At 60.7% G+C, this 22,422-nt stretch carries 16 protein-coding genes; 5 read left to right on the top strand and 11 right to left on the bottom strand.

Annotated features, from left to right (window positions below; translation table 11 throughout):
• Positions 1-290 precede the first annotated feature (290 nt).
• The 3 genes from ABCP74_RS06160 to ABCP74_RS06150 all read right to left on the bottom strand — a co-directional run bounded on the left by ABCP74_RS06160 (position 291) and on the right by ABCP74_RS06150 (position 5,375).
• Complete coding sequence (locus tag ABCP74_RS06160) at positions 291-1,754, bottom strand: amino acid permease (RefSeq protein WP_343001390.1); 1,464 nt, start codon at positions 1,752-1,754, stop codon at positions 291-293.
• A gap of 153 nt (positions 1,755-1,907) precedes the next feature.
• Complete coding sequence (locus ABCP74_RS06155) at positions 1,908-2,363, bottom strand: NanQ anomerase/TabA/YiaL family protein (protein ID WP_343001391.1); 456 nt, start codon at positions 2,361-2,363, stop codon at positions 1,908-1,910.
• Between the two features lie 3 nt (positions 2,364-2,366).
• The gene (locus tag ABCP74_RS06150) at positions 2,367-5,375 is read right to left on the bottom strand and encodes a glycoside hydrolase family 2 TIM barrel-domain containing protein (RefSeq protein ID WP_343001392.1); all 3,009 of its coding nucleotides are present in this window, start codon (positions 5,373-5,375) and stop codon (positions 2,367-2,369) included.
• Between the two features lie 376 nt (positions 5,376-5,751).
• Between ABCP74_RS06150 and ABCP74_RS06145 the strand changes: the two genes are divergently transcribed.
• Complete coding sequence (locus ABCP74_RS06145) at positions 5,752-6,768, top strand: LacI family DNA-binding transcriptional regulator (RefSeq protein ID WP_343001393.1); 1,017 nt, start codon at positions 5,752-5,754, stop codon at positions 6,766-6,768.
• Positions 6,769-7,073: 305 nt separating this feature from the next.
• Here ABCP74_RS06145 and aspS read toward each other — a convergent pair whose 3' ends face one another.
• Positions 7,074-8,861 (bottom strand): aspartate--tRNA ligase, encoded by a 1,788-nt coding sequence (gene aspS / locus ABCP74_RS06140; protein ID WP_343004391.1) that lies wholly within the window; start codon positions 8,859-8,861, stop codon positions 7,074-7,076.
• A gap of 256 nt (positions 8,862-9,117) precedes the next feature.
• Here aspS and serB point away from each other — a divergent pair, with 256 nt between their 5' ends.
• The 4 genes from serB (at position 9,118) to ABCP74_RS06120 (ending at position 12,105) form a co-directional block, all read left to right on the top strand.
• A complete protein-coding gene (gene serB / locus ABCP74_RS06135; RefSeq protein ID WP_343001536.1) occupies positions 9,118-9,753 on the top strand; it encodes a phosphoserine phosphatase SerB in 636 nt (211 codons plus the stop codon).
• Positions 9,754-9,867: 114 nt separating this feature from the next.
• The gene (gene larB / locus ABCP74_RS06130; protein ID WP_343001537.1) at positions 9,868-10,650 is read left to right on the top strand and encodes a nickel pincer cofactor biosynthesis protein LarB; all 783 of its coding nucleotides are present in this window, start codon (positions 9,868-9,870) and stop codon (positions 10,648-10,650) included.
• A 10-nt stretch (positions 10,651-10,660) separates the two neighbouring features.
• Positions 10,661-11,563: a nickel pincer cofactor biosynthesis protein LarC gene (gene larC / locus ABCP74_RS06125; RefSeq protein ID WP_343001538.1), complete on the top strand. Its 903-nt coding sequence runs from the start codon at positions 10,661-10,663 to the stop codon at positions 11,561-11,563.
• 2 nt (positions 11,564-11,565) lie between these two features.
• Positions 11,566-12,105 carry a TetR/AcrR family transcriptional regulator gene (locus ABCP74_RS06120; protein WP_343001540.1) on the top strand — a complete coding sequence of 180 codons (540 nt, stop codon included), beginning with the start codon at positions 11,566-11,568 and terminating at the stop codon, positions 12,103-12,105.
• Positions 12,106-12,426: 321 nt separating this feature from the next.
• Here ABCP74_RS06120 and larD read toward each other — a convergent pair whose 3' ends face one another.
• The 7 genes from larD to ABCP74_RS06085 form a co-directional block, all read right to left on the bottom strand.
• On the bottom strand, positions 12,427-13,158 hold the full coding sequence (gene larD / locus ABCP74_RS06115; RefSeq protein ID WP_215673445.1) for a D/L-lactic acid transporter LarD: 732 nt from the start codon (positions 13,156-13,158) through the stop codon (positions 12,427-12,429).
• 49 nt (positions 13,159-13,207) lie between these two features.
• A complete protein-coding gene (gene larA / locus ABCP74_RS06110) occupies positions 13,208-14,485 on the bottom strand; it encodes a nickel-dependent lactate racemase (protein ID WP_343001541.1) in 1,278 nt (425 codons plus the stop codon).
• A 381-nt stretch (positions 14,486-14,866) separates the two neighbouring features.
• Complete coding sequence (locus ABCP74_RS06105) at positions 14,867-17,692, bottom strand: phosphoenolpyruvate carboxylase (RefSeq protein WP_425458549.1); 2,826 nt, start codon at positions 17,690-17,692, stop codon at positions 14,867-14,869.
• Between the two features lie 246 nt (positions 17,693-17,938).
• The gene (gene hisS / locus ABCP74_RS06100) at positions 17,939-19,252 is read right to left on the bottom strand and encodes a histidine--tRNA ligase (protein WP_343001542.1); all 1,314 of its coding nucleotides are present in this window, start codon (positions 19,250-19,252) and stop codon (positions 17,939-17,941) included.
• 354 nt (positions 19,253-19,606) lie between these two features.
• Entirely contained in the window at positions 19,607-19,864 is a 258-nt protein-coding gene (locus tag ABCP74_RS06095) for a hypothetical protein (protein WP_215673442.1), read from the bottom strand.
• Positions 19,865-19,904: 40 nt separating this feature from the next.
• Entirely contained in the window at positions 19,905-21,200 is a 1,296-nt protein-coding gene (locus tag ABCP74_RS06090; protein ID WP_343001544.1) for a M20 family metallopeptidase, read from the bottom strand.
• Positions 21,201-21,315: 115 nt separating this feature from the next.
• Positions 21,316-22,299, bottom strand: coding sequence for a DMT family transporter (locus ABCP74_RS06085; protein ID WP_196031731.1), 984 nt, complete (start codon positions 22,297-22,299; stop codon positions 21,316-21,318).
• Positions 22,300-22,422 lie beyond the last annotated feature (123 nt).

The following is a 22,422-nucleotide window of genomic DNA, read 5'->3' as shown; positions in this document are numbered from 1 at the left end:
CAATTTAGTAGCAGCAAAATCGAGAGCAAATTGCCTACTTTGAGCGATTCGGAGAGGTTGAAAGCCGTCAAACGCCCTTTAAAGGGGGTTAGATAAATTGATTTTGAGCCCATTTTTGCTCAGAACAGGCCGAAAAATATGACACCTCTTTTGCAGCAGTACTCATATTTGGCATTTTTTGAACACGGGGGCCAAAACCATGCCCCAAAACACAAAAGGAGGGGCCTCGTAAGGCCCCTCCTTAGGAAAGGGAATCGATTTATTCCACAGCCGTAGATTAATCCTAGCCGCTACTCCATCATGTCGAGGACGGAGGGGCGCAGCTCGCTCTCGGCGGCCTCGGGATCGGTCTCGCGCAGACGGTTGATATAGCGGTTGTACCACATCACGGCAAGGCCCAGGAAGACAACCACACCGCCAACGTTGTAGACCAGCGTCAGCCACAGAGGCTGATCAAGCGGAATGGTGCCGCAGATAAGCACGAAGCAGAAGACCACGAGCAGGAAGGCGGCAACGACCAGGCCAAAGCTGCGCGAGCCCATGCGGAAGCCACGGGGAGCAGCATCGAAGTTCTTGCGCAGCATAAAGTAGGCAAGCAGGATCAGCAGCGGCGGGAGCAGAGCGGTGGCAGCCGTCATGTTGGTGACGATCATGAGCAGGTCGTCGAGGTTACCGGAGCCCAGGGCCGGGATGATCAGGATGGGAACGACGATGGCGAACTGCAGCCAGGCAGCGCGGGCAGGAATGCCGTGCTCGTTGAGCTCGACGATCTTGCTACCAAAAACGCCCTTGGGGATCTCGGTGAAGAAGACCTTGATGGGAGCGGAGGTCCACATCATGAGGGAGCCCAGCGTAGCGGCGAGAAGGATCAGGCCGATGACGCGCGTAGACACTTCCATGGGAATGCCAAAGTGGGCAAAGACAGCGCCGAACACGTCGAAGATGCCGGTGGAGATGGCAACGCCGCCCTCGGGGATGAACAGGTTAACCAGCAGCGAAGCGCCTGCATACAGAAGGCCGATGGTCAGGCCGGCGATAACGACGGTGCGCACGAAGGCCTTGACGCCGCCCTTAAGGTCGTTAAGGAACACGCCGACGGACTCAGCGCCGCCAACGCCCTGGATGATCCAGGCAAGCGTACCGAAGAAGCCCCACATAGTGGCGAAGTTGCTCATGTCGGGAGCCATGTTAGCGGGCGTGGGAGCCGTAGCGAACTCGACGCCGCCAAAAGCAGCAGCCAGAGACAGCAGGATGAACACGGCGGTCAGGCCGAGAGCCGCGGTCGAACCGAAGGAGGAAATGGAGCCGATCCACTTAGCGCCCTTGGTCGAAACCCACGTGGCGATAGCAAAGACAACGATCTCGATAATGGTGATCCACAGCTGCGAAAGCTCGGCGTTGGCACCAAAGAACACGTAGCTCGCGTAGATGATGACGTTGGGCAGGACGGACGCAAAGAAGAACAGGTTAACAAACCAGTAGCTAAATGCCGTCAGGAACGCCCAGCGACCACCCATCGAGGTCTTAACCCATGCGTACACGCCAGACTCGGAGTCCTTGTTGAGGCCGACGAACTCGGCGGTAACCAGGGTATAGGGGACAAAGTACAAAAGCGTGGCGAAGAAGAACGACGGCGCAGCTGCCAAGCCGATGGCCGCGTTGTTGTTGATGATGTTCTTGATACCGAACACGGCGGCGACCGTCATGCCCAGCAGAGCGAACGAACCAATCGTTCCTCGTTTTTCAGAGCTCATAAGCCCTCCCAATCATCCGTTATATCTCATCTATAACCGTCCGGGCTGCAAGCGCAATCGTGGACGGCGCACCTGCTAAGGGGAATGGGGAAAAGGGAGTCAACAAAGCCATCCCCCTTAACGGCGCGAAGCAAACGTCCAGGTGGACGAATACTACTTGTTGGGGAAGGAATAACCTTCGACCGTCACGTGCAGCACCACGACGCGGGGATCCGCAGTGTCGGCGAGGACGCGATACGCCTCGTCGATCTCAATGACGGCAACGCCGCCGGCGGGAATCGTCACGGTCTCCCCCGCACCCTCAAAGCGCTCGCGATCATCGATATCGCTGTAGGCGCGGGTGCAGGTGAGGCCTGCCTTGGGGGCAACCTCGACAGTCAGGTCGCCGTCGAGCGGAGCGAGCACGGCATGATAGCGACGGTGACCGACCAGATCGGCGGTAGCCGCCTCGTGGGCGTTCACCCACCAATACACCAGCGAGTCGCCGATGGAGTACGCCACATCGTGCTGCAGTTCAGAAACGCCGTCGAGCGCCTGTCCGGTACGCATCCACTTCTTGACGGACTTCATCTGAGCGTCGAAATCGGCGCGCGAGTTAAAGACATGCATGACTTATGCCTCCTTAATGGGTGCCAGTGCCTGAGCCAGATCGGCAGACGTCAGCGGTCGCAGGGACACCTCAAAGCTGAAGCTCTCAAAACGGGTGCGATAGGAATCGAGCACCTCGGAACCCCAAGAGTTCGAACCAAGGCCGAGCAGCTGGTCGTTGATGTTGACCGTAACTGTGTCGCCCTTGACAAGGTCGTAGACGTGCTTGGCGTTATCGATGGCCTCGCAGCTATAGGGCCATGCCGAGAACGAGAATGGGTTGGAAGCGGCGTCGGCCGGACGGGTCACCAGCACGCCGTCGCCGTGGCTGGAGCGCAGGGCAACCCAGCGGGTACCCTCGCGGTTGGCGCAGTCCTGAGGCATAACGTAGGGCGTGAACATATCGTCGACCGTGGTGCGGTAATGACCGACCGGGTTGGCGCGCAGCGAGTCCGGATAGTTCTCGCCCGGGCCGTGGCCATACCACTCGACGGCGCGATCGCAACCGGGGACCTCGAAGGAGATACCGATGCGCGGGATGATGTCCGAATAGTCACCGTAGGGCTCGCCGGAAACCTTGAGGTCAACGCGACCGCTCGGAAGCACGGTGTAGACAAGCTCGACGCGCATGCCGAACGCGCGGACAGGAGGAGCGATACGCTGGCTCACGGTAACGACGACCGCATTGCCGTCCTGCTTCCAAGAAACCTTGCGGGTAGACGTCTGCATCACATCGATGAAGTTGTCCTTCCACAGTGAGTCATACTCCTGGGCGTGGTTATCGACGAGCGGATGCCAAAAACCAACCTGGGGACCGGAGGCCATGACGTCGCGGCCGGATGCCTTCCACTCGCTCACGGTACCGTTTACCTTGCTGAAGGTCAGCTCGCCGTTGAGGGAGCGAATGCGGATTTCCTGCTCGGTCTCCTCGACCGTAAGCTCAGGACGAACGGGGGCGGCGATGGCCGGCACTGGATGGTTTGCGATGGCAAACTGGCTTGCGCCCAGCTGGAACATCGGCTCGCACCAGACGTGAGCGGCCATGGTGTAGGCGCGCACGGTCAGTAGGGTCTCGCCTACCGCGGCCTCATGAATCACCAGTGGCAGCTGGACGGACTCGCCGGGGGCAACCGCACCGGGCATGAGCGTCTTGCGGCTGACCACGTCGCCGTCCACCAGGGTCTCGGCCGACAGGCAGACATCCTCGAGAGTGGTGAACCAACGCTTGTTGGTGACGGTCAGCTCGCCCGCCTCGGTGTCATAAGCCATGCGAACCGGGCAGATGACCTGGCCATACTCAGTGAGGCCCGGGCTCGGCTGCTGCCAAGGGAACACCATGCCATCGATGCAGAAGTTGCTGTTGTTGGGGTAGTCGCCGTTGTCGCCGCCGTACATGTCGTAGGCAACGCCGTCCTCGGTCACAGCAGCCAAACCGTGGTCGCACCATTCCCAGATAAACTGGCCTTGGATGCAATCCCAGCGATCGAAGACCTCCTGATACTCGGACAGGCCTCCGGGGCCGTTGCCCATGGAGTGACCGTACTCGCAGTTGATGCGCGGCTTGGGGAATGGATGCTCACCAAAGTCGTTCATCTGCGACACGCGGGAGTACATGGTGGAGATAACGTCGACGGTATCGGCGTTGCGATCCTCCTCGTAGTGGACCGGACGACCGTCGAGCTCGTGAGCCTTGGCGTACATCGCGCGGATGTTGCAGCCATAGCCGCTCTCGTTGCCCATCGACCACATAATGATGCAGGCGTGGTTGCGCTCCTGCATCACCAGGCGCTCAATGCGGTCGACGTAGGCCGGCTCCCATGCCGGGTCGTCGGTCACCAGGGCGATATTGCCGATATTCTCGAAGCCGTGGCTCTCCATATCGGTCTCGGCGACCAGCATGATGCCATACTCATCACACAGCTCGTAAAAGCGCGGGTCGTTGGCGTAGTGGGACGTGCGCACCGCGTTGATGTTGTGCTGCTTCATGAGCTCCAGGTCGCGGCGCATGCGATCGAGGCCCACGGCGCGGCCCTTGTGATCGTCGTGATCGTGGCGGTTGACGCCATGCATCTTAAAGTAAGTGCCGTTGAGGTAGATATGATTGCCCTCGACCGTCACCTCGGCAAGACCCTGGCGATGCGGGACGTATTCGCTGACCTGGTCACCGTCGTAGACCTCAAACGTAAGGTCATAGAGGAAGGGATCCTCGGGATTCCAGAAGTGGGCATCGGTCACGCTGCACTCGGCATGGCCGTCGACGCACTCACCCGTAGCCACCACGTTCTCGCCATCACTGAGCGTAAACACAACGCGGGTAGCTCCCTCGGCAACCGTATCGAGCGTGATCAGAGCGGCATCGCCCTCGCGGTGCGTGCGGAACCTAAAGTCGACCAGGTGTGCGGCGGGACGCTGCATAAGGTACACATCGCGGAAGATGCCCGAGGCCCACCACATGTCCTGATCCTCGATATAGCTGCCATCGCTGTACTGCAGGACCTTGACCGCAAACAGGTTGTCGCCCTCGACGAGCGCGTCGGTAACGTCGAACTCGGCAGACAGGCGCGAACCCTTGGTCATGCCGATAAACTGACCGTTGACGTACAGCTCGCCATAGCTCTCGATGCCGTCAAAGCGAATGATCTCGCGAGCGCCGGCAGGCACGGCGGGAAGGTTGACGATGCGCTGGTACACGCCCGTGGGATCGTCAGAGGGAACGAACGGCTGATCCACCGGGAACGGGAAGCCCTCGTCGGTGTAGGCAAGGTTGCCATAGCCGTCTACCTGCCACAGGTGCGGAACCTCCACGTGATCCCACTCGGGCTCGTACGTGGAGAGCTCCTCGTTGGAGACGGCAGCGGGGCCCTCAAAGAGGCGGAACTGCCACGAGCCGGACAGCTGGACAAACCCGCGCGACAGCTCGCGGCTGTACGTTGCAGCGAGATCGGCGGTCTCGTAACCCATAAAGTACGCATGGGGTGCCAGGCGGTTCCTGTGGGTGAGCGCTTGGTTTTCCCAATCGTTAATGGCGTCCATGGTGATGCTCCTTCGTCATCGTAGTGATTCTTGTGCAACCGGTTGTCCTTATCTTACGGGCGATGCAAAAAACTGTGCAACCGGTTGTCCGCTGAACGGTCGATTTGGCCGGGTTAACGGTGCAACCGGTTGTACAACCGCGACACTTATGTCACCCTGAGTATCGAAACTCAGCGCAAGACATCGTTCTTAAGCTCGTAGGCAACCCCCACGCCCGCTGATATCTCACCCATACGAGACGTATTCGATTGCGGCTTGGTTGCAAAACGACACCGGTCACCGGATATCATGAACGCTGTTCAGGCGCGCTATAGTAAGCTGTATCCGCACCAGCCCGTATCAGCGACAACATCGACCGCATTCTCCAGGAGACGCCATGACCCAACCAGTTCGCACCGCACCTACGCTTGCCGAGGTTGCCGCAGCTGCCGGCGTGTCGCGCTCCACGGCATCGCGCGCTCTCAACGATTCGCCCCGCATTAGCGAGGAAACCAAAAGGCGCGTCCGCGCGGCGGCCAAGGAAGTCAATTTTGTCCCCAACGCTCGTGGCCGAGCGCTCGCTGTCGGGCGCACGGAAATTATCGCCGTGCTCGTGACCGAGCCCCTGAGTGAACTCTTCAGCGACCCCACCTATAGCGAGTTTTTGAGCGGCATTACCGAGGAACTGTCGGAGTCGTCCTATCTGCCCGTTATCTTACAGGCGTCTTCTACGCATGAGCGCAACCGCGCACGCGAGCACTTTGAGCGCCGCTCGTTCGACGCCGTGATCGACGTCTCCCCCTACAAGGGCAGTGAGCTGCTCGAGGTGCTGCGCGAGCTGGGCGTACCCACCGTGTTGTGCGGCCAGCTCGAGGGCCACCCCTATCGCGATGTGTTCTCGACGGTCTACTCTGACGACGAAGAGGGCGGACACTTTGCGGCACTCGCCATGAAGGAACGCGGGCGCAAAGATATCGTCGCCGTGTTGGGACCGCAAGACAACCCCGCTGTTGTCGACCGCCTGCGCGGCTACCGTGCCGTCTTGGGCGAAGACCTCCCAGACGCAAACGTTATCTATACCGGCTGGAACAACGGAGACGGCTATCAGGCCATGCACCAGATCCTCGCGCGCGAGATTGCTTTCGATGGCGTGCTCTGCGGATCGGACCGTATCGCGGCTGGCGTCATCACCGCACTCAACGAGGCAGGCCTATCCGTTCCTGCGGACGTTTCTGTCGTCGGCTTCGACGATCACGAGATTGCGACGCGCTGCGTCCCCGCGCTCACGACCGTCCGCCAGCCCCTGCGAGAAGAAGGCCACATGGCCGCCAACATTGCGCTCGACATGATCAAGGGTGCCGAGCCCACCACCTCCGTGATGCACATGCAGCTGATCCAGAGAGACTCACTGTAGGAAACTGGGCCGGGCTTTCCGCCAGACAGTTGTTGCGGAAAGCCTATCCCGTTTTGAGCGCTCATTCTGGGGCACAGTTTCCGTTAGACAGCTCAACCGGAAACTGTGCCCCATTATTTTGCCGAATTCTGGGTCGCGCTTTCCCAGAGGACCCCCTTTGGGAAAGCGCGACCCGTTCTGGATGCAGATTTCGGGATGCACTTTCCGCGACGCCCGGTCATCCCAAGCCCTCTCAACCTCGGCGCATAAAAAACGAGGGAAGGCACGCGTCCTTCCCTCGTTACGGGCAATATGTAGCCGCTCGCCTACATCAGGCGCAGGCTGACGTCCTTGAGCTGGGCACCGCTAACGGCACTCGGGGCGCCCGACATAAGGTCAGAGCCGCTGGCCGTCTTGGGGAACGCCATGACGTCGCGGATGGAGTCGGAACCGGTAAGCAGCATGCACACGCGGTCCAGCCCCAGAGCGAAACCGCCCATCGGGGGCGCACCAAACTTGAGGGCCTCCATGAGGAAGCCGAACTGAGACTCGGCGCGCTCCTCGGTAAAGCCCAGGAGCTTGAGCATGGACATCTGCATCTCGGCGTTGTGGATACGCATACCGCCACCGCCGGCCTCAAAGCCGTCCATGACAAAGTCGTAGGTGCACGAACCGGCTGCCAGGGGATTGGCCTCGATCTTGGCGATGTCGGTCTCGGTCGGCAGGGTAAAGGGCTGGTGCTCGGCAGCATAGGCCTTGCGATCCTCGTCCCAATGGAACAGCGGGAAGTTGACGACCCACAGGAAGTCGTGACCCTCGCGCTTGATCTCAAGCGCATTGGCCATGTGCGAACGCATACCGCCCAGGATCTCATCAGAGAGCAGGCGCGGGCCGGCGGCGAACATCACAAGGTCGCCGGGCTCGACGTCCATGCGCTCGCGCAGAGCGGCCATCTCCTCGTCCGAGAAGAACTTGACGATGGGGCTGTTGATGGAGCCGTCCTCGCGGAAGGCGATCCATGCCAGGCCCTTGGCGCCAAACGTGGAGGCCACGCCGGCGAGCTTATCGATCTTGGCACGTGCCCAGGCACCGGCGCCCTTGGCGTTGATGGCCTTGACGACAGAGCCCTCCTCATTTGCGGCGGTCGCAAAGACCTTGAACTTGGAGTTGGCAAAGATGTCGGTCAGGTCGACCAGGTGCATGCCATAGCGGGTATCGGGCTTGTCGGAGCCATAGGTGTCCATGGCCTCCCAGTAGTCCATGCGACGCAGCGGCGTGGGCATCTCGACGCCCACGCGACCGAAGGCATCGGCAAGAACCTCTTCGAGCGCGCTCATGACATCGTTCTGGTCCACGAAGGACATCTCGATATCGACCTGGGTGAACTCGGGCTGACGGTCGGCACGCAGGTCCTCGTCGCGGAAGCACTTGGCAACCTGGTAGTAGCGCTCAACGCCACCGACCATGAGCAGCTGCTTCAGAAGCTGCGGGGACTGCGGCAGGGCGTAGAAGTTGCCCGGCTGGATGCGGCTGGGAACGATGAAGTCGCGGGCGCCCTCGGGCGTGGACTTGAACAGGGAGGGCGTCTCGACCTCCATGAACTCACGGTTGTGCAGTGCCTCGCGAATGGCAAAGGTAAAGTCGGAGCGCAGCTTGAGGTTGGCCATCATCTCGGGACGGCGGAGGTCCAGATAGCGATAGCGCAGGCGGGTGTCCTCGCTGGTCTCGATGCCGTCCTCGATCTGGAACGGCGGGGTGACGGACGTGTTGAGAACCTCGGCGTGGTCGGTCAGGACCTCGATCTCGCCGGTCGCGAGCTTGGTGTTGGTGGTCTCCTCGCCACGGGAGCGCACGACGCCGTGGATCTTGATGGGCCACTCGGGACGCATGGTCTCGGCGATCTTAAAGGCGTCGCCGTCGGAGTGCTCGGGGTCGAAGGTGAGCTGCGTGATGCCCTCGCGGTCGCGAAGGTCGCAGAAGATAAGGCCGCCGTGGTCGCGGCGACGGCTCACCCAACCGGTGAGGGTGACCTCTTCGCCCACGTTCTCGCGGCGAAGCTCGCCGCAGGTACGGGTGTGCATGGAATGCTCGTCGATGGGACGGGTCTGGCTCATACCAGTGATCCTCCTTTATGGATCTGTGCCGCCCCGTGTCGTTCCGGGCGGCGTCGTACAGATTTGCCCAGCCTGCGTAAACCGCGCAGCCAGACATGGCGTTCTATCTTATCGCACCCGCGTCGATGTACCGCGGAAAAGTGGCTCCTGCCCAAAGACTTGACGGAGACGAAACAATTGACGCGGTCTGGCCGTCGCCAAGGCGCGCCGCGTGCGACAATGTGCCCCAATACAACTGCACTCGGAAAGGCCCGCCATGACTGCACGCCTCATCGTTATGGATATCGACTCCACGCTCATCAACCAGGAGGTCATCGACCTGTTGGGCGAGGAGGCCGGCGTAGGCGAGCAAGTGGCGAAGATCACTGAGCGCGCCATGCGCGGCGAACTGGACTTTAAGCAGGCACTCGAGGAGCGCGTGGGGCTGCTTGCCGGCTTGGATGAGAGCGTGTTCGAGCGCACCTTTGAGCGCGTGACGTTTACCCCCGGCGCGCTGGAGCTTGTGCGCTCGGCGCACAGCAAGGGCTGGAAGGTCGGCGTGGTAAGCGGCGGCTTCCACGAGGTCGCCGATAAGATCGTGGCCGCCGCGGGTATCGACTTTTGCCTGGCTAACCGCCTGGAGATCGTGGACGGCAAGCTCACCGGTAAGCTGGCGGCAGACATTGTGACCAAGGAGTCCAAGCTCATCCAGCTGCTGGACTGGGCGGTTGAGTGCGGTGTCGATATGGCCCACACGGTCGCTATTGGCGACGGGGCAAACGACATCCCCATGATTCAGGCCGCGGGCACGGGCATCGCGTTTTGCGCCAAGCCCAAGACGCGCGAAGCCGCCCCATTTGCCATCGACGAGCGCAACCTGATGCTCGCCATGGACATCATCCTGCGTGACTAGTCGATCCTTCTAACAATAGAATCAGTCTGTCCTATAGTTTCCGAACAATTTTGTCTTAGTGTTCGGAAACATACCCTTTGAGTGCTAGACTTTGCGCCGTCGAAGGGAACATATATGGATAAGCGAGATCTTGAGCAATTGCTGAGCGATGTTGCCGACGGAGTAGTCACCCCGGCAGTCGCCCTCACGCGCCTCCAGACGGCGCCAACCGCCGATCTGGGTTTTGCGCAGCTCGATCTTTCGCGCGGGGTGCGCCAGGGAGCCGGCGAGGTTGTCTACGGCGCCGGTAAAACCGCCGAGCAAATTGCCGCCATTATCGAAGCGCTGCGCGATGCCGGTCAGGAGCGCATCCTGGTCACGCGCCTGGACAGCGAAAAAGCAGCCCGTACCTCGGAGCTTCTCGGCAACGACATCGACCTGGGATATGCCCCGAACGCCCAGCTCGCCCTGGTGGGTGGCAAGCCCTCCCCCACCGGTAACGGACGCGTTGTCGTCGCCTGCGCCGGCACGAGCGACCTGCCCGTCGCCGAAGAGGCGGCACTGACGGCCGAGTTCTACGGCAACGAGGTCGACCGCCTCTACGACGTGGGTGTCGCCGGCCTGCACCGCCTGCTCGCGCATGCCGAGGAACTTACCCAGGCGCAGGTAATCATTGCCGTCGCCGGCATGGAGGGCGCGTTGGCGAGCGTTATCGGCGGCCTGGTGAGCTGTCCGGTCATCGCCGTCCCCACCAGCGTGGGCTACGGCGCAAATTTTGGAGGCGTAGCCGCGCTGCTCGCCATGCTCAACTCCTGCGCCAGCGGCGTTTCGGTCGTCAATATCGACAACGGCTTTGGTGCCGCCTACCAGGCAAGTCTTATCAATCATCTGAGCGCCGGCATACCCTGCGCCCGTTAAGGAGCATTCCATGTCCAACCATCAGCACACGCTTATCATCGACGGCACCTCGGGCATCAGCGGCGACATGACTGTCGCGGCCCTGCTCGACCTGGGCGCCAGCGAGGAGCACCTGCGCGAACAGCTCGCCACACTGCCGGTCGACGGCTTTACGATCGCCGTCACGCGTGCAAACAAGCATGGCATCGACGCCTGCGATTTCGACGTCCAGCTTGCAGAGGGACTCGAGAACCACGACCACGATATGGCCTGGCTCTACGGCAACGAAACAGCTGTCGAGCACACGCACGAGCATGAGCATCAGCATCATGATCATGGCGGGCACGAACACGAGCACTGCCATGAGCACGACCATGAGCACGAGGATCATCACCACACCCACCACCATCACCACCGTTCTTTGGCGGATGTCACCGCCATCATCGATGGCTCGCAGCTAAGCGATGGCGCCAAGCGTCGTGCGCTCGCCATCTTTACCGCGCTCGCCGCCGCCGAGGCAAAGGCCCACGGCAAAACGCCCGAGACCGTCATGTTCCACGAGGTAGGCGCCGTCGATTCCATCGTCGACGTCTGCTCTGTCGCCATCTGCCTCGATGACCTAGGTATTGAGGACATCGTGGTCGAGTCGCTCTCCGAAGGCCACGGAACCATTCGCTGCGCCCACGGCCTTATGCCCATTCCCGTCCCCGCTGTCGTCAACCTGTGCCAGGCGGGCAATATCGCCCTCACGCCCGCACCGGTCGCCGGCGAGCTCGTGACGCCCACGGGCGCCGCCATCGTCACCGCGCTGCGTACGTCCGACCAACTGCCCTCACGCTACCGCATCGAAGCCGTCGGCTACGGCGCCGGCAAGCGCCCCTACGAGGGCTGCTCCGGCACGCTCCGTTGTCTGCTCGTTCACGTGGATGCATAGCCATGGATGCCCGCAAAGAAAAAAGCCGCGCTGCCATCGTTGCGGCGTTCTCCGAGCTGCTAGGCGAAGAGGACTACGGCAAGATTACCGTCGGCGACATCATCGCGCGCGCTCACGTAGGCCGCGCGACATTCTACGGCCTCTTTAAGAGCAAAGACGACCTACTGTCCGAGCTCGTGAGCGACATCTGCACCCACGCCCTCGACGACGATGGCGCACCGCTCGACGACCCACTCGTGCAGGTCGAGCATATCCTCAACAACCTCTGGGAGCGTCGCCAGGGCGTCCGAGCGCTGGTAGCCGGCGCCGGCTCACGCGTCTTCGCCGACTGCTTGCGCAAGACCATCATGTCAAGAGCAGCCGAAACCGTCCCCACCGACCCAAACGGCCCCGCCGCCGCCATGGACCGAAGCTTCCTGCTACACCACATAGCCTCAAGCTTCGTAGGAATGGTCCAATGGTGGGCCTGGCACAACTTCCAAGCAGCCAAAGCCGACGTAGCCAAAGACTACCTATCAGCCATTAAGCCTCTCTTCAACTGAGTAAACCCCTCATCCCAAAGTTCCAACCTCATCTCAAAGCGCCGCCCCAACCCAAAGCACAATCCATCCCAAAGTGCCAACAGCAGCCCAACGCCCCTACCAGCAACAAGCCCCTCCCATCCAAATTCAGATATATATGTTGGGTTGCTTGTACGAACGCAACAAAGACCCCGCAGCCGTCCGCATGGGGTAACTTCCCAGCGCACTCCGCAGGACGCAAAAAGGCTCGCCGCACAAAGTGCGCAGCGAGCCTTTTTGCATGTCCGAGGACGCGCTGGGAAGTTACCCCATGCGGACGGCGAACAACTATGTAGTCTTGGACTAGAACATGCCCAAGAAACCGTGCACAAACAGTGCGGCCAGAGCGGCACCGACAAACGGAGCAATGCCAGGAACGAGCAGACCGTACTTCCAGTTGTTGTCGGCCTTGTTCTTGATCGGCAGCACCTGATAGGCCATGCGAGGACCAAGGTCACGAGCCTGGTTCATGGCGAAGCCGGTGATGCCGCCCATGCCCATGCCAACGGCCCAAACGATCAGGCCGACGCAGATAGCGAGCATCAGAACGTTCTCACCAGCGCGGCTAGCGGCAGCAAGGATGGCGCTGATGAACACAAAGGTGCAGATAGCCTCGCAGAAGAAGTTGCGAGCATAGTTGGTGCCCTCGGTGGTGGGGTTGGTCGAGAAGATGTTGCGCTGGGCAATGGGGTCGACGACGCCCTCGGAAGCCTTGAACTCATCGGCATACATAAGCCAAGCGATTACGGCGCCCACAAAGCCGCCGAGCATATCGGCAATCATGAAGGGAATGCAGCTGCCCCACGGCACCAGACCTACGATGCACTGGGCGAGCACCATAGCCGGGTTCATGCACACGGCGCCGCCAAAGACAAACAGGCAGACCGAGATGCCAAAAGACCAAGTGGTGATGGCAAACATATGGCCGGAACCCTGATACTTGGTGCCCTTGAGCACGGTATCGCAGTGCACGCCCACGCCAAAGATGATCATGAGGGCCGTTGCGCCGAATTCGCAGAGGAGTTTGGTAAGCATAAAACCTTATCTTTCTTGTCGGTTATAAACGATTCGTTTAGGCCGCGTACTAGTGCTGAGCGACGACAACGCCCAGGCCATCGGGAATGACGGCCACCTTGGCATCGGCACCCTTCATCTCAAAGGCGAGCTTGAGCGCCTCATCGAGGGTGTTGACCGGCGTCATGTGCATATCCTTGATCATCCGGTGATCGCACAGGTCGGTAACCATGATCACAGGGTGATGCGCCAGGATGCGGGCGAAAATCTGGCTCGTCCACTGGTCGGGCAGGGTCTCGTCCTTAGGACGGTCGATGCAGGCGCGCTCAAACTCCGCAGGATCGTTGTCGGCGATGTTGTGATAGAAGCCCTCGCCACCGTGACCGTCGGCACAACCGGCGACATCGATAATCACGCCGCCCTCGGGAAGCGTGGCCTCGGCAGAGCACATGCCCTTCACGGCCTGGTAGATGTTCTGGTCGAGCGGGTAGCCGCCGTTGGTGGTAATGGCAATCTCGCACTCGACGGGCTCAACGCCGGCAAGGCTCTTCACGAACTCGCAGCCAGCCTCGTGCGCCTTGTGGATATCGCCGGCAAAGGAACCGATGACCTCGTGCTTGCCGTTGAGCACCACGTTAAGCACAAAGGCAAGGTGAGCCATCTCGGCAGCGGCAAACATGTCCTCGCTCACGTGGTTGTGGCACAGGTTGCCGGCACGCGAGTGGGAATCATTCACAAACTGACCGTTGTGGTTGTACATGATGGTCTTGTAGCTGGCGATGCCAGGCAGGACGGACTTGCGGCTGCCGGAGAAACCAGCAAAGAAGTGCAGCTCAATAAAGCCCTCGGCAAGCAGCAGATCGCAATCGACGGCAATCTTGTTGATGATGCACTCGCCACCAGAAGGCAAGGTGCCGATCTTTTTCATCATGCTGTCGTCAGTCGCGACGTGCATAACGATTTCCTCGTTGGCAACGATCTCCTCGCCATACTTGTTGACGAGCTCCTCATGCGTCGACGGACGGTGCATACCCGTAGCAACCAAAATACGAACTCGAGCCTCGGGCGCAGCGGAATGGATGTGATGCAGCAGAATAGGCATCGTCACACGCGAGGGAACGGGACGCGTATGATCGGAGCTAATAATGACAATATCCTTCTTGCCAGCACAAAGCTCCTCGAGCGAAGGCGAGCCATAAGGGTTGGCAAGCGACTCCCCTACCAGCTCTTCCTGCGATTTCGTAGTCTTAAACTCGTTTTGATGACCTTCCATCACACCCGCGAAGTTCTTATCCTCGAGCTCCAGATGCAACGTCTTGTGGTCAAACGGCAGTTCACATTCAAACAATGACGAGCGCCCTCTTCCTTTCAACTGACACACTAGATAAACCGTTGGAAGGATACGCCGCTCACCGAAAAACACCACCGTCCACCGACTCATTAACACAACGTTCATATTTGACCCACAACAAAACGGACGCGACCTCAAACGGGACCGCGGCCGTCACAGCTGTAAGGTGCGAAGCGCCCAATGCATCATTCTTCTCCTCAGCTTTAATCCCTGAAGATCGAGGACGAAGGGACCCGACGGGTTTCCCTCTGAATGCACTCCGCAGCACGAAGCCCCCTTATCCGCAGCTCCGAAGGAGCAGGATAAGGGGGCTTCAAGTGCGAGGACGCATTCAGAGGGAAACCCATCGGGTCCCGGTGAGAGCCACAGGGCTATCGATTACCCCGTGTTCTGCAGTCCTGCCGAGACGCCGGTCACAGTCGAAAGAATCAGGCTCATGTACTCGGCCTTCTTCTCCTCGGCCATCTCGTCCTGGTTCATACGCACCTCGCGAAGGGCACGGACCTGGGCGATGGACAGAGCGTCGACGTAGGGGTTACGCACGCGAACGGCGCAACCGAGCACGCGGCGGCGCTGCAGTGGCCACTCGTCACCGACGATGGCAAGGACCCACTTACGCGTGAGCTGCATCTCGGTAAAGACCTTCTCGGACAGATCCTGGCGATCGCCCAGGTGCAGATACATCTTGGCGATGCGCTGATCGGTCTTAGCGATCGACATCTCGATGTTGTCGATAAAGGTGCGGAAGAACGGCCACTCCTGGTAGGCAGCCTTGAGCTGGTCAAGATCGCCCAGCTGCTCGCAGGCGGTACCCAGACCGTACCAAGCGGCCAGGTTAATGCGCGCCTGGCTCCAGCTGAAGATCCACGGGATGGTACGCAGGTCGTCGAGCGACTTGGCACCCAAGCCGCGCTTGGCCGGACGCGAGCCGATCGGCAGCAGACCGACCTCGGTCAGCGGCGTCACGGTCGAGAACCATGGCGTAAAGTCCTCGGTGTTCAGCAGGTCCAGATAGCGCTCGTGGCTTGCGGTGTTGAGCTTCTCGGCCATATCCCAGAACTTCTGCGTGGTCTCAGTGTTGGTCTTCTCGACACTCGGGGCCGACTGCAAAAGCGTTGCGGCGGCAACGGACTCAACATGGCGCTGAGCCAGCGTGCGGTTGCCATAACGGGCAAAGATGACCTCGCCCTGCTCGGTGAGCTTAAAGAAACAGTTGACCGAACCCTTGGGCTGCGCCAGCACGGCCTTGTTGGCCGGGCCGCCGCCACGGCCCACGGCACCGCCGCGACCGTGCATGAGCACCAGGTCGATATCGTTCTTCTCGGCCCACTTGGCAATGCGCTCCTGCGCGGAGTGCAGCGCGAGCATAGCCGTAGTAGGACCGGCATCCTTGGAGGAGTCGGAATAGCCCAGCATGACCTCCATGCGGCGGTTGGTCTGGGCAAGGCGCTTCTGCACCACGGGCAGCGTAAGCATCTGGTCGAGCACGTCGACACAGCCCTCGAGGTCCTCGAGCTGCTCGAACAGCGGGATCACGTCGAGCTCGGGAACGTCCTCCTCGTGTGCGAAGGACAGGTGGGCCAGCTCAAAGACGTCGGCCACATGCTGGGCGCTCTTGGTAAACGAGATGATGTAGCGGTGCGCCATCTTCTTGCCGTAGCGCTTTTGGATGGAGCCGATAGCGCGGAAGGTATCGATGACCTCGCGCGTCATGGGCTGCAGGTCGCCATGGATACCGTTCTCGTGGATATCCTTGAGGGCGCGGGCGTGCACCACGGAATGCTGACGGAACTCCATCTCGACCATATGGAAGCCGAAGGACTCGACCTGCCAGATGATGGTCTGGACCGGGCCGTAGGCGGCACGGACGGCACCGCAGGCGGCCAGGGAGCGCTGAACGACACGCAGGTCATCCAGGAACTCGTCTGCGCTGTGATACATGGTGTCGGTGATACGACGGACGGTGGCGTTCAGACGGTCGGCCATGACGAGCATGACGGCGCGATGCGGCTCGTGCTCGGAAATCAGCTCGGCGCGGGCCGTGTACTGGGTACTCATCTCGACCTGATGGTTCCACAGGTTGATGAGCTCGGCAGACGGCTTGCTGTAGGTGGCCTCGAGCGTGAGGTTGCGGCCGATGCGGCGGCACTTGTCCTCGAGCTTGAGCACCATGTGGGTAAAGTACTTGGCGGCGACCTCACGGCTCACCTTGGCGGTGACGTTGGGGTTACCGTCGCGGTCGGAACCGATCCAGCTGCCGGGATGGAAGAACGCCGGGCACAGCGGCGGCACGGTGCCGGCCTTGTCGCCCAGCACCCAGTCGTCAAAACGACGATAGATGACGGGGATAACGTCGAACAGCGTGTTATCAAAGATGTCGATGATGGTATCGGCTTCCTCGACCGGCGTGGGCTTCTTGAGCGCGATGGGGCTCGTACGCACCAGGGCGTCGATCTCCTGCAGCATATGGCGCTCGTTCTCCACCAGGTCGGAGCCGCCCAAACGCGGACGCTCCTCCAGCAGGTTGGAGATACGGCGAATCTTGCCCTCGACGGCCTTACGACGGACCTCGGTGGGATGTGCGGTAAAGACAGGGTGGAACTCGAGCTTGCCGAGCAGCTCATTGGCACCCTCGACGCCCATCTCGTTTACCAACTGGTGATAGGCGACGGTGAGTTCGTTGGCGGGATCGACCTCGGTATCGGTCGATGCGCCGGCCTCGCGCTCGCGCAGCTGCGCCACACGGTAGTTCTCCTCCGACAGGTTTGCCAAGTGGAAGAAGCTCGTAAAGGCGCGAACGATGACCTGCTGCTTATCAAGCGGCAGGCTGTCAATCAGATCGACGACCTCGCGAAACGCCACGGCGGTGGGCTCGTCGGCGGTGGGCACGCCCTGCTCGTCGACGGCCTCGTCAGCGGCACGGCTACCGGGGTTGCCGGCATTGGCCACGATTTCGGCCGACAGAATCTTGTCGAACAGGTCCGCGATCTCGGGATCATACTCGCTAAGCACACGGCGCTCCAGGCGCAGGAACAGCGCCAGATTATCGCGCAGCTCCTCGGGGATCTCGATCTCGGCGAGACGCTCCCTGAACTCGGCATTCGAGCCGATTCGGTTAACGAGGCGGTTGACCACGGCAGCGACGCGCGCCGCGGCTTCGGGTACAGACTGGTTGCTTAGGTTCTCAGCCACGTTTCCTCCCATTCCTCCTTCTATGCACGTAACATGCGGTATTCATTATAGGCGCTTGAGAAACACTTTCGACACTGATTGCGCTTTACCACACAAAAGTATTTTCTGCATTGCAAGGGTTTTTGCTCTAAATGGTCGTATTTCTCGGTGGGCGGCATACACAAACGGGGGCATTCCGCATAAAAGCGAAACACCCCCGTAACAATCGTTCGCCGCAAGCGGGACGTGTTAGCGGACCCGCAGCTCAAAAATCATACGCTACAGGCGCTCGCGAACCGCCTCGACAACGTTGGCCAAATCGACCAGCACCTCGTCATGGCTCTCCATGTCGCGCACCTTGACCTTGCCGGCGGCAAGCTCGTCGCCGCCCAGGACCAAAATGAGCTTGGCGCCTACCTTATCGGCCTGCTTAAACTGGGCCTTGAGTGAACGGCCCTGATAGTCGGCCTCGGTCACAATCCCTGCGGCGCGAAGCTGCTGCGTAATAGTAAAGACGTTCTGGCGCAGCTCCTTGCCGGCATTGGCGACGTAGACGCACGGGACCTCCTCGGCACCCAGGTCGCTGCCAAAGGCTTGCAGGGCCAGCAGGGCGCGCTCAAAACCGACAGCGAAGCCGACGCCTGCCGTGGGCTTGCCACCCTCGAGCTCGACCAGGCCGTCGTAGCGGCCGCCGCCACCGATGGAGCCGACACCGGCACCGGGAGCCTCGACCTCAAAGACGGTACGGGTGTAGTAGTCCAGGCCACGCACCAAGGTGGGGTCCTCGACATACTCGATACCCGCCGCATCCAGATAGCGCTTGACTTGCTCGTAGTGCTCGCGGCACTCATCGCACAGGTTGTCGCCCATCAGCGGGGCGTCGGCCATGATCTCGCGGCAGTGGTCGTTCTTGCAGTCGAAGGCACGCAGCGGGTTGAGTTCGGCACGCTCGCGGCACTCGTCGCACATCTCGTCGGCGTGATCGAGGATAAACTGCTTGACCTGCTCGCGGTAGGCCGGACGGCACTGCGCATCGCCCATCGAGTTAATAAGCAGGCGAAGCTTGGAAAGATCAAAGCCCAGGCGCTTGTAGAACTCCATAAGCATGATGATGCACTCGGCGTCGGCAGCCGGATCGGGAGCGCCGAGCCACTCGATACCCACCTGATGGAACTGGCGCAGGCGACCCTTCTGAGGACGCTCGCCACGGAACATGGCCTCGGCATAATAAGCCTTAAACGGCGTGGAACCCTGGGGCACCAGGTTGTTCTCCACGACGGCGCGCACCACACCGGCCGTGCCCTCGGGACGAAGCGCCAGGCGCTGCTTGGGCTTGAGCTTGGTGTCGGTGCCCTCAGCAAAGACGCGCTCCAGGTTGGCGCCGCTAAAGACGCGGAACATCTCCTTGCGCACGACGTCGGTCGACTGGCCGATGCCGTGGACAAACACGTCCACCTGCTCGATCGCGGGCGTCTCGATGGGCTTAAAGCCAAACGGCTCGAACACGCCGGCCGCAATCTGCTGCATCTTCTGCCAGGCGCGCATCTCGGCGCCGATAAGGTCGCGGGTTCCCTCCGCCTTCTGTGCCTGCATGGGCAAACACCTTTCTTTTGTATCGCGTCATAGGTAGTGGTCATTATACGGCACAAAAACAAAACGCGGCGGCGCGTCTGACCGAACGAGGGTATGGGGACTCGTTCGGCCAGACGCGCCGCCGCTGTTTGTGATCCGTTTTCCTCCGTCCCCTTCGGATCACGCGACCCCTTGGGGACGGAGGAAAACGGATCATTTCGTAGGCCCGTGGCCGCCTTGGAAACAGAATGATGGTACGAGCATCCATTCGGCTTCCAGGGCAGCCACAGACAGAACGGGGCGAACAGAAAAGCACGTAGACCTGCCATAGCTCACCGACAAAGCTCATGCCGGCAAGAACGGCAGAGGTGGCGATTACAGTGAGGGGAACCCAAAAACGCGGCCGCTTACTTTATCGGCAACATGGCCAATGACAAGTGAGCCGATTACGCTCACCACGGTGGAGATGGCATTGGAGATGTTGTACTGCGTAAGCGTAATCCCGAGGTCGCTGACGATGAGCGGCTGAAACAGGCTCATGCAGTTAACGAAAATCGTGTAACACGTGGCCATGATCACAAAGCCGGAGGCCACCACGAGCCAGCCGGGGAAGAACTTACGTTGCTGGGACATACTGTTCCTTTTTTAAACAAACGAGTAGCAAGATTGGGTGCTACCGGTGGTCGGCGATGTAGCCCAAAGCGACGGCGGCATAAGCCGCGGCGCCAAGGGGAAGCTCGGCATCGCTAAAACGTGCCTTGGGATGATGCTGGGCAAAGTGTTCGTCCGTGTCGGTTACGGCCGCGCCCACGGTAAAGTACGCACTTGGGATCTTGCTCGAGATAAGCGCGAAGTCCTCACTCGCCATGGCATGGAAAAGCGGCAAGAAAGCCGTCTTGGGCAGCACTGCGCCCACGTAGCCAAGCGACGCCTGAGTCATATCGCTGTCGAGTACAAGCGGCGGAACATCCGAAAGCGTCTCGATGGTCGCCGGCGTACGATAGGTCGTAGCAACGCCGTTAACGACCTCCGCGATGCGGGTCTTTAGGTGAGCCATGAGCTCAACATCAAAGCCGCGCAGCGTTCCCTCGAGCACGCAGGTGTCGGGGATGACGTTGGCCGCCAAGCCGCCGGCGAACTTACCAACGGTAAGTGCGACTTCCTTGGCCGCCGGCACCTCGCGGGAGATAAGCTCCTGGAGCGCCAGGTGCACGTGGACGCCGGCCGTGATGGGGTCGATGCAGATCTCGGGGCTGGAACCGTGGCCGCCCTTGCCCTGGAGCGTGATGCGGAAACCGTACACACCCGAGAGCGCCGGGCTGCCGTAGAGCACCAGGCCAAGCGGCGACTGGCTGTTGACATGCATGGCAAAGGCCGCCTGAGGGCGCGGGTTCTCGAGCAAGCCGTCGGCGATGGCAGCGCGTGCTCCCTCAAAGGTCTCCTCGCCCGGCTGGAACAGCAACTTGACGGTAGCGTTGGCCTCCACAAGCTCGGCCTCGCGGGCCTTGAGCAGGCGCGCCGCACCAAGCAGGGCCGTCGCGTGCATATCGTGACCGCAAGCATGCATGCAGCCATTGGTGGATGCAAAGGGCTCGCCGGATTCCTCGACAACGGGCAGGGCGTCCATGTCGCCACGCAGCATGATGACCGTACCGGCCTGCTCATTCGTGCAGATGCCATTGCCTTGGGCCGCGGCGGCACCGGCGCCGACAAGGCCCACAACGCAGGAACCATCGACGAGCGTAGCAAATGGGATGTCCATCTCGGTCAGGCGCGCTTGGATATACGTAGAGGTCTGCGGGAGGCTATTACCCAGCTCGGGCATCTGATGTAAATCGTGTCGCCACGCAGCGAGCTCGTCTGCAAAAGCCTGAGCTTCTGCAACAAGACCGTCACCGATAGCGGTCTGCGCCGCCGCGGTGGCCTTGGGCGCTGATTGCGGTTGAAGATCGGACAGTGCTGGTGCCATAGATGCCCTCCAGTAACGTTTTTGCAGCAAGCACTTTGATAGCATAAAGTGCAAGGTACTACTTTAAGGGCGACGCATAAAAAATGCCGCCCCGGGAGGCGGCGCAACAAATTGTTTACAATTGCGGACGCGGCTTTCGACGCAAAAAATCGAAATGCGTCTCGCTCAAGATAATCGAAAGAAAGATGAGCGCGAAGCCGGCGAGCAGGCGCGAGGTGAGCGCCTCCCCCATCAGCAGCACCGAGAACAGCACACCCGAAGGCGACTCCATCGAAAGGAGCAGCGAGCCCGCTGAGGCCGGGACATGCGCCAGGCCGACGTTTTGGATGAGCAGAGCCACACACGTACAGCCCACCGATAGAAACGCCATCGCGCTGATAAAGCTCGGCGTCCACACGGACAGAGGCGCTTGGGTCTCGAATAGCAGCGACGTTGCCAGGCTCAGCACGCCGTTGCCCACAAACATCCAAAACGTGATGACGTTGATGTCCATTTTGCGACCGTACTTGGCAGTCACCGCCATCTGGATGGCGAAAAAGACCGCACCCGCCAGCGTAATGACATCACCGATGTTGAATTCAACGCTATCGAGCGCCACCAAGCCAATGCCCGCCAAGCACAGCAGCGCCGCGCCCAGGTTATAGCGGGTGAGTTTTTCGCCGCTCAGAAAATAGCTCGCGAACGGCACAACGATGCAATACGTGCCCGTCAAAAAAGCATTCTTGCCCGCCGTGGTGTGCGCCAGACCGACTGTCTGCAGGGCGTAGGCGGCCCACATAAGTGCGCCCATGCCAAGTCCGACGATAAGGTTGCGGGCGTTGAGGTGCGCGATGATGCGCTTGTGGAAGATGAAAAACATGACCAACGCCGCAGGCAGAAAGCGCACGTAGAGCAGTTCGAACACCGGAATGGTGTCGAGCGCGTCCTTCATGGTCGTAAAGGAGTAGCCCCAGACGACTGCCACCGAAAGCAGCAGGACTTTCCAGAACAGCGGCGAGCGAGCGCCGGCGCCGCGGGAGGTGCCGCCCGCGCCCAGGTCCTCGCGAGCAACAGGGCTATCGGGCATCATTTCGATATTGTCAGTGGCATGCTGGGCCATAGGGCATCCTCGCGCTCAATCTGGGCGTGGTGTCCGCACGCGCATGGCTGCGTGCCGCCTCATGGTCAAATAAAAGCAGGGCGCACCGGACCCCCGGCACGCCCCGCTACTGTAGCAACAACC

It is taken from the genome of Collinsella aerofaciens (assembly GCF_039062315.1).
Taxonomy (GTDB): Bacteria; Actinomycetota; Coriobacteriia; order Coriobacteriales; family Coriobacteriaceae; genus Collinsella; species Collinsella aerofaciens_BG.
Note: the sequence above shows the minus strand (reverse complement) of the source record. Positions and strands in the feature narration are given on the sequence as shown.